Genomic DNA, 16717 nt, shown 5'->3' on the forward strand with positions numbered 1-16717 from the left:
GCCCGAGGACGCGTTGCTCGCCAGGGTCAGATCAACCCCCCACCGTGCGGTCGTAGGACCCCTTTGAACGCCTAGCTGGGCGTTCTCGCGTGCGGTTCAGCGGACGTTCAGAGGGGTTGTCAGTGCGCCGGTGCCAGCGGGCAGCATTCGAGTGAGGGGGCCATTTGGGGTCCTGGCTGGAAGAAGAGGCCGCGAGCCGGAAGGCTCGACTGAAGCAGAACCCTGGAACGGCATAGTCCGGTGCCACTATCGAGCAGCTCCGTAGCCGGACAGCGGTACCCAGGAGGTGCTCGGCGCTGTCGGCACCGCTGGCATGAACGTAAGCCGACCGACGACACCGGAAGGCGAGGTGCCTTGGCCTTCGCGTATCCACCGATCATGCCCGTACCGGGCGGTGCGGTGCGGGCGTACGGGTCGGCCGCTCCGGCGAGCGGGTGGGCTGCTCCGTATCGTGGGTGGGAAAGTCGCGTCCGGCAAGTGAGGATCAACCGACCAGGCGCAGTGCGATGCCCATTGGCGCGGACATGGGACGTGCTTCAAGGACCCGGGCGGCGATGCAATCTCGGCGTGCCGCCGCGGAACGTGCCCTGCTGATCCGCCTGCATCCCGGAAGAGTTGCAGCCGACCCGGCTTGAGGTCCTGGTGAGGTTGACGCCTCGGCCACACTACGGCGATCCGTGCAGCGGGCAGGCCGGACTCCTGGGCCAGGTCCTCACGGTCATGGCGCAGGGCAGGCCACTCGTCAGCGGCCCGGCGCACCTGGTCGGAAGTGCCTCCCTGGTGTCAGAGCTGGTGGACGGGGCCCTCGGGTACGGGGTGCCGGGCCAGCCAGTCGCGGACGGTCGCCGCGTCATCGGGCCGGTCGAGGGCGTCCAGTACGTCCGCCTGCAGGCTGAGTGCTCCGTGCAGTTGGGGGAACAGGGCCGGGTTCTCCTGGATGTGGCGCCGGTAGACGGCGACCGCTTCGCCTGTCGCTTCGAGCGCGTTGTCCAGGGAGCCGAGCTGCGCGCTGACCACGGCCGCGATGGAGAGGGTGTTGGCGAGTACGGGCTCGTACACGGTGGGGTTCCCGGACTTGGGATCGGCCAGGCGGCGGTGGATCTGCTCGGCCCTGATCAGGACCCACACGGCCTCCCTGAGCCGGCCGGTGCCCGACAGGTAGATCCCGAGATTGGAGAGCGAGCTCGCGAGGCCGGGTTCGTGCGCGGCGGGGTTTCCGGTGCCGGGGTCGGCCAGTCGGAGCCTGATCCGGAGGGCTTCGTTCTCCACGTCCAGGGCTTCCTCCCTGCGGCCCGCCGGCCACAGTTGGTTGGCCAGGGCGGAGAGGGCCCCGGCGAAGTCGGGTTCGTGGGCGACGGGATCCCCGGCGTCGGGGTCAGCCAGCTGACGGAAGATCTCCACCGCCTCGGAGGCGGCCGCCAACGCCGCCACCCGCTGGCCGACCGCCGAGGAGTGGAGGCCGAGGTTGGCGAGGGAGCCGGCGAGGCCGGGTTCGAAGGCTGCTGGATTTCCGGTGTCGGGATCGGCCAGCCGTCGGAAGAGGTCGACGGCCCGGGTGGTGCTGTGCAGGGCGGCCGCCAACTGCCCGGCCTCCCAGAGCCGGGTGCCGAGGTTGACGAGCGAGATGGCCAGGTCAGGATCGTGGGTGGCCGGGCTCCCCGTGCCGGGGCTGGCCAGCCGTAGACGGATGGCCGTTGCGGTGCGCTCCGCTGCCAGGGCCTCCTCCTTTCGGCCTGCCGCAGAGAGCTGCAGGCCAAGGTTGGAGAGGGCTGACGCGTAGTCGGATTCGTGAGCGACGGGATCCCCGGCGTAGGGGTCAGCCAGCTGACGGAAGATCTCCACCGCCTCGGACAAGGTCTCCAGGGCCTCGCCCGGCCGGCCGACCTCGACGAGGAAGGTGCCGATGTTGGCGAGGGCGGAGGCGATGGCGGGTCGGTAGGCGGCCGGATCTCCGGTGTCGGGATCGGCCAGTCGCCGGTACACGTCGAGAGCCTCGGCCGCGGCGGCCAGGGCCTCCTCCCAGCGGCCGGCTTCTCCAAGGTAGGCGCTGACGTTGGCCAGCGAGCCCGCGAGGTTGGGCTCAAGCAGGGGCGTGCCATCCTCGACGACGCTCCGCCAGAGCGCACCGGCGTTGCGCGCGGCGACGAGGGCCGGCTCCCGCATGCCCGCGCGGTGCAGGCGCAGGGCGAGCCGGTCGTAGGTGTTGGCGTGAACGACCGGATCCGGTGTGGTCAGGAGACGGACGGACAGGGCGACCGCGACGGCGGCCATGCCGGTGTCGAGATCGGTGTGCCGCTCTTCGGGGAAATGGGCTTCGACCGCCTCCAGGACGTCGAGCTCGAGACCCTCGAGGGTGACCAGCGCTGCGAGTGCGCTTCCGCCTGCCTGAAGGGCGAGGTGGGGGTGCTGCCGGAGCAGGGGAAACAGCTGGCCAGTCGCGATGTGCGGCCAGCGTTGCGCGGTCTCGATCAGTACGGCCAGGACGTTGCGGGTCCAGGGCAGGGGGAGGTCGCCGTCGTCGGCGGCGACCAGGAGGCGCTGGACGAGGTGCCCCGCCGCGTCGTCGGACACGGCCTCGGGCGCCGGGTGTGCGGCGCCCTCCGCGGCCGGGGTGCTCAGGGCAATGAAGTCCTCGCCCAAGCGGTCGGGGTGCAGCGGTTCCAGGACGGTGTCGGAACGGGCCGGGGGGTAGCAGAACTGATGGTCGTTCAGGAGGGTCTCCGTCGCCGCCGCTGCGTCGGCCGGTCTCGCCCGGCGCAGGGCATCACGCCCGTGCGGGCCACGGGGCAGCGGGCCCGTGAAGGTCGCGGTGAGCACCGCCTGCCCCATCGTCCTGGCCTCGGTGGTCAGGACCCCACGTCGGTGCAGCTCGCCCCAGTGCTGGCGTTCGCGGCTGAGCAGGTACGCGGTGGCGCGGGCCGGAGAGTCCGGTGCGACGGCGTCGCGGAGCGCGGAGTCGACGGCCGCCAGTGCGGCGATATGGAGCGTCAGGACCTGGGCGTACTCGTCCTGTTCCAGACCGGGGGGCGGAGCGATTCGGTCGGCTCGGTCCGGGGGCAGGCCGAGGTGGCCGGCGAAGCTGTCCCTGGCCCGGACGAACAGCTCGGTGCGGGCCGAGGCGCTTGCTGCCAACGGCGGCAACGGATGGGCCTCCGCGAGCGCACCGAGCTGGTCGCCGCACCAGGTGGCCAGGCCGTCCCACCAGTACCCGCTCGGCCGGGCCAGCAGCAGGACCCGGACGGGAGCCGTCCCGCGGCGCAGCAGCGGATCCCGGAGCAGCCGCCGCAGGTCGAGGACCGGCCAGCGTTCGGCGTAGTCGACCACCAGCAGCGTGCCGGGCCCGCCGTCCGGGGCCACGGGAACGGGGCTCGGACCGTACTCGGCCTGATCGCTGACGCCCTGCCACATCGTCCACCCGGCCGCGTGGCTGAGTTCGGCGAAACGGGTGGCCAGCCGGGTCTTGCCCTGGCCACCGGGGCCGTGGAGGAGCCGGACGGCCAGCGGGGCGGCCGGAGCGTCGCGCCAGCGCGTCAGCGCGTCGAGGTCTCCCTCACGACCGGTGAAGGGCACCACCCCGTACCAGGCCCGCAGCAGCCGTGACGGCTGGGCGGCCGCTGCCCAGCCCGGGATCACCGTCGGTGCGGCCGGGAGCTCCTCGATTCGGTAAGGAGGTTGAGAGTCGGAAGTGAAGTGGACATGCTGCTCGCCGCCGATCTGGAAGGCGGCGGGGCCGTTGAACGTGTTGCCGGACACTTCGGTGCCGCGCCCGGCGGCTCCGCTCCCGTCCACGGGGCCGGTCACGGCTCGCGGTGGAAGTGAACGTTCTGAGTCCCGCTGACCTGGAAGGCGGTGGGGCCGTTGAACGTATTGCCGGACACTTCGGTGCCGCCGGCGTCCGCGGGGCCGGGCTGCGGGCGGGCCTGGGCCAGGAGTTCGCTGAGCTCCGCCACCGCCTGGTCACGCTCGAGCCCGTCCAGGTCCTCCAGTAGGGTCTCGATCCGGCTCTGCCAGACGGCCTCCTGCCGCACCCGGAGCCGCTCCACCTCGTCCTGGCCGGCCGCCGACAGCTCGGATGCACTGCGGTCCAACCGCTCCAGCTCACGGCTCTCCCGCACCGCGTCCCCGCGCCCGAACCACTCGGCGACCCGGCCCCGAAAACCGTCCCACAGGTCAGTCCCCGCGGCCTGGACCACTGCGGATCCGCCCGTCGCCGCTGCCGCCAATGCCAACTCGTCCAGCACCCTGCCCCCTCCAACTGCCCTGCCTCTTCAGGCATTACGACCCTAGCGCGCGAAGGGCGCCCGCGGAGGGAACTCGCACCTGGTCGGTGCCCGGCAGGTCGACGCCCTCGATGGCGTGAGCCGCTCCGACTGCGTCGACCGTCGAAGACCCTGCTCTCCCCCACCCGGCGGGGCCGTTGAACGACGGGCTCAGACCGCCGGGTAGGTGATCGAGCCGAGCAGCGGGCAGGACAGCACGGCGTGCGAGACGTCGGGCCGCTCGACGAAGGCGCGGAGTTCGCCCGCCTGGAGACGGTGGGACTCGAGGCCGTCGGCGTACCGGGCGTCGCGCCGGGCCCGGCCGTAGTCCCAGGAGGCGTCGCTCGGGCACCTTCCCCTCGCCCTGGAACAGGCCGCCGCCTACATCTCCCGGAACTCCCTGCTCCCCCCCGTTATGTTTTTCGCGGTCCTGCAATGGGGCTGCTGGCCTCCGGGCCCGGTATGACTGTGTCCCCTCTGTCGAACGGATGACCTGGGGGGTGGTGTCGCCGGGCTCGTGGGGTGCCGTCGGAGACGCTGATGAGAGGTCCGGCCACCGCCCGGTCCGGCGTAATGCCGGGCAGTTCGCGGGCGGCAGGTCTGCATAACGTGGATGCGCGAGCACGGTGCCACTGCCGAGGCCGGCACGTTCAACGAGCTGGAGAGGGTGCGATGTTCGACACCGAAGGCATAGGCGTCTTCCTCGGGTTGGACGTCGGCAAGACCGCCCACCACGGCCACGGGCTCACCCCGGCCGGGAAGAAGGTCTTCGACAAGCCGATGCCCAACAGCGAACCGAAGCTGCGGGCCGTCTTCGATAAACTCAAGGCCAAGTTCGGCACTGTCCTGGTGATCGTGGACCAGCCCGCCTCGATCGGCGCCCTGCCCCTGACCGTCGCCCGCGATGCGGGCTGCGAGGTCGCCTACCTGCCCGGACTGGCCATGCGACGGATCGCCGACCTCTATCCGGGAGAGGCGAAAACCGACGCGAAGGACGCGGCGGTGATCGCGGACGCGGCCCGGACGATGCCTCACACTCTGCGGTCGCTGGAGCTGACCGACGAGATCACCGCCGAGCTCACGGTGCTGACTGGCTTCGACCAGGACCTCGCGGCCGAGGCCACCCGCACCTCCAACCGGATCCGCGGGCTGCTGACCCAGTTCCACCCCAGTCTCGAGCGGGTGCTGGGCCCGCGCCTGGACCACGCCGCCGTCACCTGGCTCCTCGAGCGCTACGGATCCCCGGCCGCACTACGGAAGGCCGGCCGTCGCAGACTCGTCGAGGTGATCCGGCCCAAGGCCCCGCGCATGGCCGCCCGGCTGATCGACGACGTCTTCGACGCCCTCGACGAGCAGACCGTAGTGGTCCCGGGAACCGGCACCCTCGACGTGGTTATCCCGTCGCTGGCCCGCTCGCTGGCCGCGGTCCACGACCAGCGCCGGGCCCTGGAAGCCCAGATCAACAGCCTGCTGGAGGCCCACCCTCTTCACCAGGTCCTGACTTCGATGCCGGGAGTCGGAGTCAGGACCGCCGCCGTCCTGCTGGTCACCGTCGGCGACGGCACTGGCTTCGCCAGTGCCGCCCACCTCGCCTCCTACGCCGGCCTCGCCCCCACGACCAGGTCGTCGGGAACCTCGATTCATGGTGAGCACGCACCACGAGGCGGAAATCGGCAGCTCAAACGCGCAATGTTCCTCTCCGCCTTCGCCTGCATGAACGCCGACCCGGCATCCCGCGCCTACTACGACCGGCAAAGAGCCCGCGGCAAAACCCACACCCAGGCCCTCCTCCGACTCGCCCGCCAACGCATCAGCGTCCTGTTCGCCATGCTCCGCGACGGCACCTTCTACGAATCCCGGACCCCCGACGTCACTCTCGCCGCATGACCACCCCAAACACCCGCATACCAGGCACCACGTCCTTGACGAAGGACATAGAGACACCCCCCCCGACTCCCTCCGCCTCCTGGCCGAATACCCGGCCGATGTTCGAGGACGGCGGCGCCGAAGTCACCGTCCCCGATGCCACGATCGCTCGCGTCTGGCGCGGGACCCTGAACTGCAGCGCCGAACAGCAGCCCCTGTCCACCCAGCTCCTGCGCGTCCTCGCCTGGTACGCCTCGGACCACATCCCCGCCACGTTCCTCGACGGCGCGGGCTCCCTACCCGCGATCCACCGCGCGGTCGGCCTGCTCACCACTTACAGCCCGGTCACCGCCGTCCCGTTGACCGGCACCGTGTCCGTTCACCGCCTCGTCCAGGCCCTCGCCCGCACCCCCGACACCTCCCGCCCGGACCCGGCCGGCCGTCACGGACCAGACCCCCCACCGTGAGCCCCGCCTGATCGACCAGGCTCGAGACGATGCGACGGCCCTCTTGAGAGCAGCCGTGCCCTCCAGGGGGAGGATCCCGCGGACTGGCCCGCGTGGGGTGCCCTGCTCCCCCACGCTGACGCCCTCGCCAGTGGCATACTTCCCGCCCACGACACGGCCAACGCCATCGGCACCCTGAACCGGACTGGGCTGTTCTTACGCGGACAAAGCCTCGGCGCGCGTGCCATCCAGCACTTCAGCCGCGTGGCGGACAGCGGCCGGCGGGTATTCGGCGACGAGCACCCCGACACCCTGGCCTTTCGCAACAACCTCGCATGCGCCTACCGGGACGTGGGGGATCTGGGGCGGGCGATCCCGCTGTGCCAACAGAACCTCGCCGACTCCGTGCAGATACTAGGCGGCGACCATCCCGAGACCCTGATCTCCCGCAACAGCCTCGCGCTCGCATTCGTTCGTGCCGGGGATCCGAGGCAGGCGATCGCCCTGTACGACTATCCGGTTCTCGCGCAGCTCTTGGGGAATGTCGCGAAGTGTTACTGGAGAAGGATCATCTTGCTGTGGGAGCCCGGTGGCCCGGGTGCGCCAAAGTGGTCGGAAGCGCCGCTGGACCCTGCCCTTGATGATCGCCGTCGGCGCTGCCTTCGGAGCCGGCGCCCGCAGCCGTCGCAGCCTCTGCGCCTGTCGCGGCGGCCCCCGAGCAGGAGAAGCCGCCGGCACGCCCCCGGCAGGTGACGCGGCCGGTGCAGCAGGACGACCGCCCGGAAGCCCGGCTGCGAGTCGAACGGAAGAGAACATCGTCGGCGAAGCCCAAGCGACCGCGGTTGACGGTTGGCGTTCCGCAGGCCAAACCGAGGGCGATGAAGGTGCGGCCGTCGGCGCCATCGGCTCCTCAGTGGTCGCAGCCAGGCCGGGTGCCCGGGAAGTTGGACATGGCCGAACTCTGCCGGGCCTCTCAGGGCGTCACGAGCCACGCGATCACGCAGCTCTGCAGGTCATCGCTCGGGTAGCAGAACCTCTCGCCGTCACGGCGGATCAGTGCAGGTCGTGCAGCAGCTCCTCATCTCATGGCCGATGTGCGACCGGGTCCGTTCGTGGGACTGCGCAACTCAGCGACTCAGCGCGGCTCCGCAGCCCGCCGTGGAAAGGCAAATGAGCCCGCCGAACCTCCGTCGCTTTTGATCGGTGTCAGCGGCCAGCGCGGAATACCCACGTACGGCCAGTTGTGATGTCACTCTTTGCTACGGCCCGGGCTCGACCTCTGATGCGACCAACCGTGTGCGGATGGACGCGACCGGCTGTCGGTCCACATCGGTGCCGGGCGCGGGAAGCTCAGTATGATCGCCGCGCATGGGTGGTGCCTCAACCCGGCGTCCTGCAGAAGGACATCCATGTCGGGCGACTCCAGCGCGCCCGCCGTGCAGAGCGGCACGAGCATGTCGGGGGCCCTGGCGTACTTCTGGCGCCAGGCCGCGCCGGCATCCCCCAGCGTCTCGGTGAATGCCACGGTGTCGCTGCTCCTCCTCGTGCACCCACGGTGGCGAAGACCACGGTCGGCGGCCGGTCGCGTTCTGGCCAGGGTGGAGAGGCCGAGCCCACGGGGCCGGCTTCTCCACTCGTGGCTTTCCCGTGCTCCCGTGGCGCTCCCCTGACTCAGGGATCCATCGGCATGTCCGGAACACCGCTCTCGATGACGCAGTCCCGGTGCGGATCCGCGGAATGGGTCTGACTGTCCCCGGGGGAACCGGTACCCGGTTGCCTGGCGGTCGGGCTGCCGGGCGGTGCGGAGCCGGAAGAGGAGGGCGGGCAGGACCTCTTGGGGCGGGTGCTGTCACCGGGAGTGGCCGGCGCATCGCCGCCGCCCGCGCACGCGACGAGCGCGCACAGCAGCACTGCGGTGACGACACCGAGCGTGCCGTGTGCGTAGCGAGTCATGGGGTGTCCGCCTTCCGGAACTGGCCTCGGCCACGTGCCAACGTCAGTATGTCGAGTACTTGTTGAAGGCGTCGCCCACCCACGTCGCGAAGTACGGCGACCGCATCTCCGTCGGGTTGTTCTTGTCGTTGACGTTGCTGTTCACGCCGTTGACCCAACCGCTGTAGTAGACGCCGTCGTCCTTGCCGTAGATCCAGGGACCACCGCTCGATCCGCCGGTCATGTTGCACGGCATCTTGATCTGGTCGGTGGTGAAGATGCTGCGCTGGGAGGTGGTGGCGGCGCAGTAGTACTGCCACTGCCCGTCGAAGGGCGGGGCCTGCGGGTAACCCATGGCCGTCATGTAGCGGTCCTTGGGGTAGTTCCACTGGATGCCCAAGCCGCCCACGGCGTTGACCAGCTCACCGCCGGAGCTCGGGGAGGTGATGACGATGCCCAGGTCGTACCCCAAGTTTGCGCTGCCGGTCCAGCCGTTGAAGGCGACGAGCGTCTCGGCCCACCAGGTTCCGTAGGGGCGGCTGCCGTGGTTGTAGTACGGCACGAACTGCCAGTTCGAAGACCACGACTTGCCGGGGCCGCCGTGGACGCAGTGGCCTGCGGTGAACACCATGTTCTTGTTGGTGCTGTTGACGGCCGCGCCGGAGCAGACGTAGTCGACGCCGTCCGATCCGGTGTAGAAGACCTTGCCCACGACCTGGGTAGCGGTGACCGCCACCGGCACCCGACGAACCTGCAGGTCGCGCGGCCCCAACAACCAGCCGCTACACCCCAACGGCGGCCATCCCCGCACACCACGCCACGCCGCGGTCGTGCGTACCGGTTCGGGCAGGTGGGTCAGGTGCGCTGCACCAGGTGGTCGACCGAGAAGAGGAGGTGGTCCTCGCCGTAGTGGAAACGGCTGGCGAGGGCCTCGTAGCGGGTGTACTGCTCCTCGGTGAGCGGTAGCTGGAGGACCTCCACTGTGCGCAGGAGCAGACGGAACCCGAGGTCGGGGTCGACCTGGGTGGCGATCTGTTCCAGGGCTTCCATGACCGTGGTGCCTTCAAGGGGGTGGAAGTCGGGGCTGACCGCCGTGCTCGCGGCGAGGGGGGACATGCCGCGGATCTCGCGCAGGACCTCGTCGCCGGCACCGGTGGCCGGCGGCGGGGCCGCCGGGACGTAGCCGGGTGCGACCTCGGTCAGGCGCTCCTCGCACACTTCGGCGACCTGCTCCAGCCACTCCCGGCCGCTGACGCCGAACCGGTCGATGCTGTAGCCACGGTTGGTTGCCGCCAGCCACAACACGGTGATCGCGTCATCGGACAGGCCGGTGTCGAGCACCCGGCGTGTGTCCTCCAGGAGTACGGCTGCCTCCGAGCCCGGAGGGCGCTCGTAGCCGTCGGCCTTCACGGCAGCCGCGACTGCCTCGCGGGGCGTGCGGTAGTGCCAGCCCGCCGTGAACTGCCTGGCGAGTCGGGAGAGCCCGAAGTCCCCGTTGACGCCCTCCCGCGAGGCGGTGCTGACCGGCGGCCAGATGATCGCGAGGTCGTCGTGAACGGCGCCCGGGGGGAAGCCGAACTTCCAGCCGAGGGCCACCAGGCGGCGGTACTGCCCGTACGGGACGGGCACGGAGTGCGCCTTGAGCGCGCGGAGAAACAGGCGCATGCCGAGATCGGCGTCGGCGCCGGTCACCACTTGCTCCAGGCAGTCGACGAGCTTCGGCAGCGGAGAAGCGTCCACCAGGGCCGGGGCCGTGACGCGGAGTTCCGCCACGACCGCCTGGCACAGCTGCGCGTCCCGTACCGGCCGCACCGGCGGCGGCGTGCAGGACGCCTTGTTCTGCCGGAGCCGTGCCGTGGACACCTCCGAGATCCGCTCCAGCCAGTCACGGCAGGTCATGCCGTGGCCGGTCGGGTCGAAGGCGTTCCCGGTGGAGGCCAGCCACACCGTGTGAAGGACCCGTTCCGGGAGCTCGGACGCCAGCAGGCGGCGGGCGTCCTCCCCCAGCTCGACGGCCTCCTCGCCCTCTGACCGGTCGGCCAGCTCCTCCGCGAACCCAAGCGCGGCGGCCGGGCCGGGGGCGGGGCCGGGACGGCTGAGGCGTTCGGTCAGGGCGGTCAGGGCGGTCAGACCGAAGTCCTCGCCGTAGCCGAGTTCGTAGTACGCAGGACGTTCCCGGGTCATGGAGCCACCCCTGTGGGGACTGCGGTCATGATGGCGTAGATGCGGCGGCCTTCGGCGAGCAGTGCGCGTGCGGTGGGGTGGTCGCCGCGGGGGGCGGCTGTGTGGGCCTTGCCGAGGAGGGCGTTCAGCAGGCCGAAGGAGGGTCTGTTGTTGCTGAGGGCGATGGACGTCTTCGCGTACGGGGTCATCAGCCGGGTGCCGTACGTCGCCAGCTTCGCCTCCCACGCCTCCGTTGTGGGGCCGCCGGTCAGGTGTGCGGCGAATCCTGCGGTGAAGAGGTCGGAGGCCACCAGCGAGGGCATGACGGCGCCGGCCGCGTCGTTGAGGAACTCACGTCGCTCCACTTGCCCCTTCAACACGGCCATGGGCACGTCCAAAACCGCGGACAGGCACCGCAGGTAGTAGGCGCCCGGCGTCACCGCGCGGCGTTCCCGCCGGGAGATGTACTCGCGTGTCAGGGCTGTGCCGTACCGCGTGTTGATCCGGTCGGACAGCCTGCCTCGCGACCGTCCTCGCGGGGTGGGCAGGTCTCTGATCAAGTCCCCCAGGTCGGTCCATCGCCCCATTTTGCCCCTACCACTGCCCCTGGTGAGGGGACATCAGATCACCGACGGTATCAGTGCGGGGAATGGCGGCGGCCAGGGCAGCGGGTGCACGTGACGCCCCGGCCCGAACCCGCCCCCGCCCCCGAACCCGCCCCCAGGCCGTCCGCAGTGCGCGGGCGCAGCGGTACGGCGTGCCGTGTGTCGGCAGGTGGGGGTCTTGTCCGGGGTATCGGACCGCAACGTGGTCGTCCGCCGCCACCCCCACGCCTGACCGGGGGCAGCAGACGATTGACCAGACGGACATCGGGGGGTCGCGTCCAAGACGTGTCCGGCAGGTCGGGATCCTGCGGGACATCGACCCCTCGTGGGAAGACCCTTCCGACCCGCCCGGCGGCCACCGCCGGCAGGTGGTGGCGTTCATCTCGCCGGAGCGTGGCGGGTCTGAGTGGCACGCCGACCCCACCACCGTCACCCGAATGTTGGAGCCGGCTCGCGCCGGCCTTCGCGGGGCGGAGTCGGGACACGAACCGATCGGCGGCCGGTGATGTTCGGGGGGCGGCGCGGTAGTACTGCCGCCGCCAGAGCGCTCTGGGCACCGGGTCTCACCCACGCACGCCGAATCGGCGCGGGCCCGGGCACGACCCTAAGCGCCACCCACACCAGTCGAAACGCAGCCCAGAGAACTGGTACTGACACCTGACGCTGCCACCACCACGAACGGCGACACCCTCCCCCCGACGACAGCAACAAGAAACGGAAGACGTCAGGCCCCGGGCCCCGGGCCCCACCCCGGGCAGGCCGAGGAGAACCGCAGGGCGTGCCCGGGACAGCGTGCGACCCAGGACCTTCAACGACCCGCCACCGGTTCCGCCCGGCTGCCAGGTCGTTAACCTCGCGGTTCTCCGTGGCGAGGACGGGTCAGGACACGCTCCTGTGTGCTCAGCGTGTCGTACGGCGGCTGACGATGCGGCCGATGCCGTCGGGGTTCGGGCGGATGCGGTAGCCGAATGTCAGTCAGGACAGCTGCGAGCGCGATGTTCATGGCCTCGCAGACCGCCTCGAAACGGGTGGCGGCGCCGCCTACGACCCTGGCCCCAACCGGCGTTGGGGCTTCGGCACGTCCTCACACAGCCTCGCCGACCATGTGAGACCAAGCACTTTCCAGGGGACTCCGGGACCTACCCGTGCTTCTCCACGTCTGGATCACGAAGAGGCAAGAACGCAGGGGGCGGTCGGTCATCGGACCGAGGCACCCGTTGGAAGAAGGGGTCTCAGTGACCAAGCTGCCACGAAGGTTCTACTGGTACTTGATTGCCGCCGCCGGGCTGGCTATCGCAGCAGCACTGATCGGATTCCTCTGGATTCTGACCAAGGACCAGAGACCTCCGCTCACTCCCACCGACGTCCAGGGAACCTGGACGGCTTGGTCGTCCGCCGGCGGCGACGGACGCCTGACCGTCCGGCCGGACGGCACCGCAGACCTGCAGCAGGTGAAACCGGAACCTGGCTGCGGAATGCCCTCCGAGCCCGTTCCCTCCGGCACCTACAGCGGCCCGGCAACCTGGGTGTTCGACACCTTCCCGGACGAGTGGCCGGGCATCAGGTTCGACTACACGTCCCCGCTCAACGGGAAGACATGCAAGATCTACCTCCCCATCATGATCTCCGAGCAACACGGCCCCCTGGGATTCTTCATCCACGATTCCCGCTCCCAGTACAAGCGCGACACCGCACACCCGAGCTGACACCGAGCCAACCCTGGACGCACGATCCGGGGCCGCGCAACAGCCAGGTCCCCGATGGCCGGGTGTGGCCAAGCCAGAGACACCCTGGGTCATCTTCGGGCCTCGCGAGGCGGTTGAGTTCAAAGAGCAGGCGGCAGCTCTGAGTACGAGTGGCCGGGTATTCGAAGAGCATGGTCGCGTTCCGATGGATGAGGCCGGTGTACTTGACGCCTTTGCCCGGGCGGTCGGAGTCCCTGGCTAGCGGCGTCCTGCGGGGCGTTCACGACCCGCATCGCCAGCGGTCCCACCCACTCTGGGGCTGCCACCCGGGTGCCCCGTACGCTCTTTCCGACCCGCCCCCGATGAAGAGAGTCTTCGTGCACACCGCTCACCGTCTGATCGGCGCCGCCGCCCTCACTGGTACCGCGGCCTTCGGGCTCACCGGATGCCTGCCGTCCGAACCGTTCCCCGGCCAGTCGGGCTCCCGCGTGCTCAACGACTCCGTGACCGCGCTGCGCGGCGCGTCCACGTTCACCGTCAGCGGGACAGCGTCCAGCCAGGGCGTATCCACGCAGGTGAACCTGTCGATCAGCGGGACCGGCGAATGCAAGGGCACCCTCTCGGCCCAGAGCGGCGGCAACATCGAAGTGGTCCGCACCCGGGATCACACCTTCCTCCGGGGCGACGAGGCCTTCGTCCTCGCCCGGACGCAGGGCATGCCGGAGGATCAAGCGGTCCAGGCCCGCGCGGAGATGTCGGGCCGCTGGATGCGCATGGAGGCCTCGGACCCCTCCATGAAGGGCCTGACCAGCCTGTGCGACCGCGACGGCCTGCTCAGGGAGATGTACAGCGTCCCGGGTGCGGAGAAGGGCGCTCTGACCAAGATCGACGGCAAGGAGGCGGTCGCGGTCAACACGACTCAAGGGGTCTTCCTCGTGGCCGCCAAGGGCGAACCGTTTCTGCTCAAGGCGACCACCAGCGGCTCGAACGCGGTCGACCTCGCCTTCACCGGCATCAACAACCCCGTGCAGGTGGACGTCCCGGCCGACAAGGACGTCTACGACCCGGACGACAACGGCTGACGCCCCGTCGGGCACCGCCCGGTGTCGGAGTCCGGGTCGATGTCGACGAACCGTACTGCCATCACAGTCTCCTGCATCGCTCAGCTCGCGGGATGTTGCGTCATCCAGGCGGAGCAGGAAGCGGGTGCCGGCGGCCAGAAGACAGCGGATCGCCTTCCGCGATCGACGTTCCGCGCAGTCTCGCAGTCCCGGCCGACGGCCCGTCAGCCGGGACTGTGAGACTGCCCTCGTGACGGCGGACGTGCCGCTTCGCGCAGCGCGTCGCCCGGACCGGTCGGCTATGGGACGTGCAGTCTGTCGGCGGCGGTGATCCGGCGCCTCGACGACCTCGCCCCGGTCGACCCCGCCCGGCGGGACCGGCACGCCGACCGCACTGGACCAGCCCTTAGGGTTTACCCATGAGCTTGACAGCAGGTCACGAGGAAGGAGCCCCGCCCGGTCCGACGGCATCGGCGCGGGGCTGGCAGGCGCCGAGCGCGGTCGAGCGGGGGCTGTACGAGGCGAAGGCGCGCGGCGACTGGCCCGCGTACTACGACCTCGTCGCACGGGCCGACCTGTACATGATGCAGTCGCGGGCGTACGTCGACGCGACCGCGGGCAACACCCGCTTCCACCCCTACTGGAACCCGCAGACCCGGACCATGTGCCTGGCCGTCTACACCGGCGGCATGCTGCCGCCGCCCGTCGCCGACCCGGTCTACAACTGCTACGACCTGGGCTGGTTCGCGGAAGTCTGGAACCAGGACGACCCGCCCTACCTCGTCGTCAACCCCGGCAGCCCCTGCGAGGGCGTCCTGCCGGCCGGGCCGGAGGGCCGCGCCCTGTGGCAGCGTCACTCCGCCCCGGTCGAACGGCCCGGGCTGGCCCAGGACGTCGTCCACACGCTGGAGGTAGGCGGCCCCCGCACCGGCCCCGTCGCCTTCGGTCTCGCGGTCGGCGCGCACATCAACGTGCGCAACGGGCGCTACTGGAACTCGATGGCCTACCACGGCTGTGGCTACCGCAACGAGAAGCGCACGCTGGAACGCTGGTGGGGCGTCACCACCCGGAGGGACTGGCAGGACTCGCAGGAACAGCTGCTGCGCGCCGGAATGGTCAGCGGGGTCTGGGAGTCCGTCCTGCAGCTTCGCCGTGCCATGGCCCTGGACTTCGCGGGCCCCGTCGACGTCGACCACTGGCGCCAGGCCGCGGGGAACGTGGTGCGCCGGCGCGCCGAGGCCGCCGCCGGCCCCCGTCTGACCGCGGAAGGCGTCACCCCGGGCCGCGCCGTCACCGATGCGGAGCTGGAGGGCCAAGTGACCGGCGTTCAGCGGCTGATCGGCCGCATCGCCCGCTACGAGGCGCGGTTCCGCGCCGACGGCCTGCTGCCCGAGGGGGGCTTCGTCCGGAGCGTCGAAGCCTGGGACTACGGCCGGGCCTCCGGCATGGCCCGGTGGGGACTCGCCGCCCGCTTGTGCTCCCTGCAGGAGGCGGAGGCGGCCGTGGTCCGGGCTGGCCGTCTCGTTCAGCTCAACTATCGCTCGTGGGAGGACTTCTCGGCCGCGTACGTCCTGGGCCGGTGCCTCCACTTCGACGAGGAGGAGTTCGGCGAGTGGTACGAGACGGTCCTCGCGACCCACCGTGCCCTGACCGCGGACCCGGCCAGCCCGTGGCGCACGCTTCAATGGGCCTGAGGCGCCTGCCGGTGCGCGGCCGGTGTGGAGCGGGGCCGGGCGGCTACTTCTGGTTGGTGGCCTTCAGCGGCCAGGAGACCGTCGCCAGGTCCACTTCCATCATTGCGCCGTCGTAGGACTTGGGTCCGCTCGTCTTCCGTTCCTTGCCGTGCGGGGGGGGACTGCGGTCGCCGCCACGATCACCTGGGTGGAGAACCAACGGCCCGGTCCGTACCGACGCCCAAGTGGATCTTCTCCTCCGGGAGGAACCCGCGGCCCTTGACCGTCCATGTCCGGGAGCAGGTGACGCGGGCGTGCTGCGCATCCTCCTTGGCGTTGATGAAGCTGCCAGGTTCTAGCCGAGCCAGACGATGTCCAAGACGGACAAGTGCCGCGGCGGCCGGTTGGCGAAGTAGATGACCGACAGGCGGCCGGCGGACGCGATCCGGACGCCTTCGCCTTCGGGGTCCGTCCGGGTCCCACTGCTGGAAGCCCCACGGGTCGGCCGCGGCCGCGTCGAGCAGGTCCCAGGCCGTCTCTTCGGCGTGCTCGGGGAGTGCGGCGAGGACCTTCGCGGCCGGTGTCGAGAGGCGGACCGCGTACGGGGGCAGGCTCACCGGCGCCGCCGGCCGCGGAGCTCGGCCATGTCCACGAACCCGGTCTCGTCGAACCCCGAGGCGACGAACGCGTCGACCGCGGGGGCGGAGCCGAGTCGGGCCTGCCAGACGTGGACGACCTCGTACAGGGTGGTCAGCGAGAACGACCGGCGCGACTCCTCCAACGCCTGCGCCCACTCCTCCCCGAACGCAGGCACCCACCGCTCCGCACGGTGATCGGTGCGCAGCTGGGCGAGGAGTTCGGCCGGCGCGCCGGGTGCGGGCGCGTACGCGGCGGCGAGTGCTGGTGTGTGGTCGGGTTGGCGTCACTGTCGTGGCAACCATCAGGTCGCTGAACCTGCGCTACTGACACTCCGATGACGGTGTTCGGCTGACGCTCCCCCGCGGACCGTCAGCTGGGCGGCCACTGT

At 70.6% G+C, this 16717-nt stretch carries 12 protein-coding genes and 1 pseudogene; 6 read left to right on the top strand and 7 right to left on the bottom strand.

Annotation, left to right across the window (positions count from 1 at the left end; genetic code table 11):
- Window positions 1–783: 783 nt before the first annotated feature.
- Window positions 784–3801, bottom strand: coding sequence for a tetratricopeptide repeat protein (locus OG386_RS02525; protein WP_328786532.1), 3018 nt, complete (start codon window positions 3799–3801; stop codon window positions 784–786).
- Window positions 3798–4241, bottom strand: coding sequence for a hypothetical protein (locus OG386_RS02530; RefSeq protein ID WP_328786533.1), 444 nt, complete (start codon window positions 4239–4241; stop codon window positions 3798–3800). The genes OG386_RS02525 and OG386_RS02530 overlap by 4 nt, the downstream gene beginning before the upstream one ends.
- A gap of 690 nt (window positions 4242–4931) precedes the next feature.
- Between OG386_RS02530 and OG386_RS02535 the strand changes: the two genes are divergently transcribed.
- The 3 genes from OG386_RS02535 to OG386_RS02545 all read left to right on the top strand — a co-directional run bounded on the left by OG386_RS02535 (window position 4932) and on the right by OG386_RS02545 (window position 7324).
- Window positions 4932–6146 (top strand): IS110 family transposase, encoded by a 1215-nt coding sequence (locus OG386_RS02535; RefSeq protein WP_328786473.1) that lies wholly within the window; start codon window positions 4932–4934, stop codon window positions 6144–6146.
- 98 nt (window positions 6147–6244) lie between these two features.
- Window positions 6245–6592: a hypothetical protein gene (locus tag OG386_RS02540; protein WP_328786534.1), complete on the top strand. Its 348-nt coding sequence runs from the start codon at window positions 6245–6247 to the stop codon at window positions 6590–6592.
- Between the two features lie 174 nt (window positions 6593–6766).
- Window positions 6767–7324: a tetratricopeptide repeat protein gene (locus OG386_RS02545; protein ID WP_328793140.1), complete on the top strand. Its 558-nt coding sequence runs from the start codon at window positions 6767–6769 to the stop codon at window positions 7322–7324.
- Between the two features lie 918 nt (window positions 7325–8242).
- Here the strand turns inward: OG386_RS02545 and OG386_RS02550 are convergent.
- The 4 genes from OG386_RS02550 to OG386_RS02565 form a co-directional block, all read right to left on the bottom strand.
- Window positions 8243–8524: a hypothetical protein gene (locus tag OG386_RS02550; protein ID WP_328786535.1), complete on the bottom strand. Its 282-nt coding sequence runs from the start codon at window positions 8522–8524 to the stop codon at window positions 8243–8245.
- A 43-nt stretch (window positions 8525–8567) separates the two neighbouring features.
- The gene (locus OG386_RS02555; RefSeq protein ID WP_328786536.1) at window positions 8568–9239 is read right to left on the bottom strand and encodes a trypsin-like serine peptidase; all 672 of its coding nucleotides are present in this window, start codon (window positions 9237–9239) and stop codon (window positions 8568–8570) included.
- A 119-nt stretch (window positions 9240–9358) separates the two neighbouring features.
- Window positions 9359–10687, bottom strand: coding sequence for a hypothetical protein (locus OG386_RS02560; protein ID WP_328786537.1), 1329 nt, complete (start codon window positions 10685–10687; stop codon window positions 9359–9361).
- The gene (locus OG386_RS02565) at window positions 10684–11253 is read right to left on the bottom strand and encodes a hypothetical protein (RefSeq protein ID WP_328786538.1); all 570 of its coding nucleotides are present in this window, start codon (window positions 11251–11253) and stop codon (window positions 10684–10686) included. The genes OG386_RS02560 and OG386_RS02565 overlap by 4 nt, the downstream gene beginning before the upstream one ends.
- A 1253-nt stretch (window positions 11254–12506) precedes the next feature.
- Here OG386_RS02565 and OG386_RS02570 point away from each other — a divergent pair.
- The 3 genes from OG386_RS02570 (at window position 12507) to OG386_RS02580 (ending at window position 15711) form a co-directional block, all read left to right on the top strand.
- Window positions 12507–12977 (top strand): hypothetical protein, encoded by a 471-nt coding sequence (locus OG386_RS02570; RefSeq protein ID WP_328786539.1) that lies wholly within the window; start codon window positions 12507–12509, stop codon window positions 12975–12977.
- A 341-nt stretch (window positions 12978–13318) separates the two neighbouring features.
- Complete coding sequence (locus OG386_RS02575; RefSeq protein WP_328786540.1) at window positions 13319–14038, top strand: hypothetical protein; 720 nt, start codon at window positions 13319–13321, stop codon at window positions 14036–14038.
- 398 nt (window positions 14039–14436) lie between these two features.
- Complete coding sequence (locus tag OG386_RS02580; protein WP_328786541.1) at window positions 14437–15711, top strand: DUF1266 domain-containing protein; 1275 nt, start codon at window positions 14437–14439, stop codon at window positions 15709–15711.
- 592 nt (window positions 15712–16303) lie between these two features.
- Here OG386_RS02580 and OG386_RS02585 read toward each other — a convergent pair.
- Window positions 16304–16552, bottom strand: a pseudogene (locus OG386_RS02585) (DUF6247 family protein); the annotation flags it as partial.
- Window positions 16553–16717 lie beyond the last annotated feature (165 nt).

Origin of the sequence: Streptomyces sp. NBC_00273, assembly GCF_036178145.1 — a bacterium.
Taxonomy (GTDB): Bacteria; Actinomycetota; Actinomycetes; order Streptomycetales; family Streptomycetaceae; genus Streptomyces.

Excerpts from the sequence above, each read along its gene's own strand:
- OG386_RS02540 (WP_328786534.1), top strand. The coding sequence starts at position 6,245 with ATGTTCGAGGACGGCGGCGCCGAAGTCACCGTCCCCGATGCCACGATC.
- OG386_RS02565 (WP_328786538.1), bottom strand. The coding sequence starts at position 11,253 with ATGGGGCGATGGACCGACCTGGGGGACTTGATCAGAGACCTGCCCACC.
- OG386_RS02575 (WP_328786540.1), top strand. The coding sequence starts at position 13,319 with ATGAAGAGAGTCTTCGTGCACACCGCTCACCGTCTGATCGGCGCCGCC.
- OG386_RS02560 (WP_328786537.1), bottom strand. The coding sequence starts at position 10,687 with ATGACCCGGGAACGTCCTGCGTACTACGAACTCGGCTACGGCGAGGAC.
- OG386_RS02580 (WP_328786541.1), top strand. The coding sequence starts at position 14,437 with ATGAGCTTGACAGCAGGTCACGAGGAAGGAGCCCCGCCCGGTCCGACG.
- OG386_RS02550 (WP_328786535.1), bottom strand. The coding sequence starts at position 8,524 with ATGACTCGCTACGCACACGGCACGCTCGGTGTCGTCACCGCAGTGCTG.
- OG386_RS02535 (WP_328786473.1), top strand. The coding sequence starts at position 4,932 with ATGTTCGACACCGAAGGCATAGGCGTCTTCCTCGGGTTGGACGTCGGC.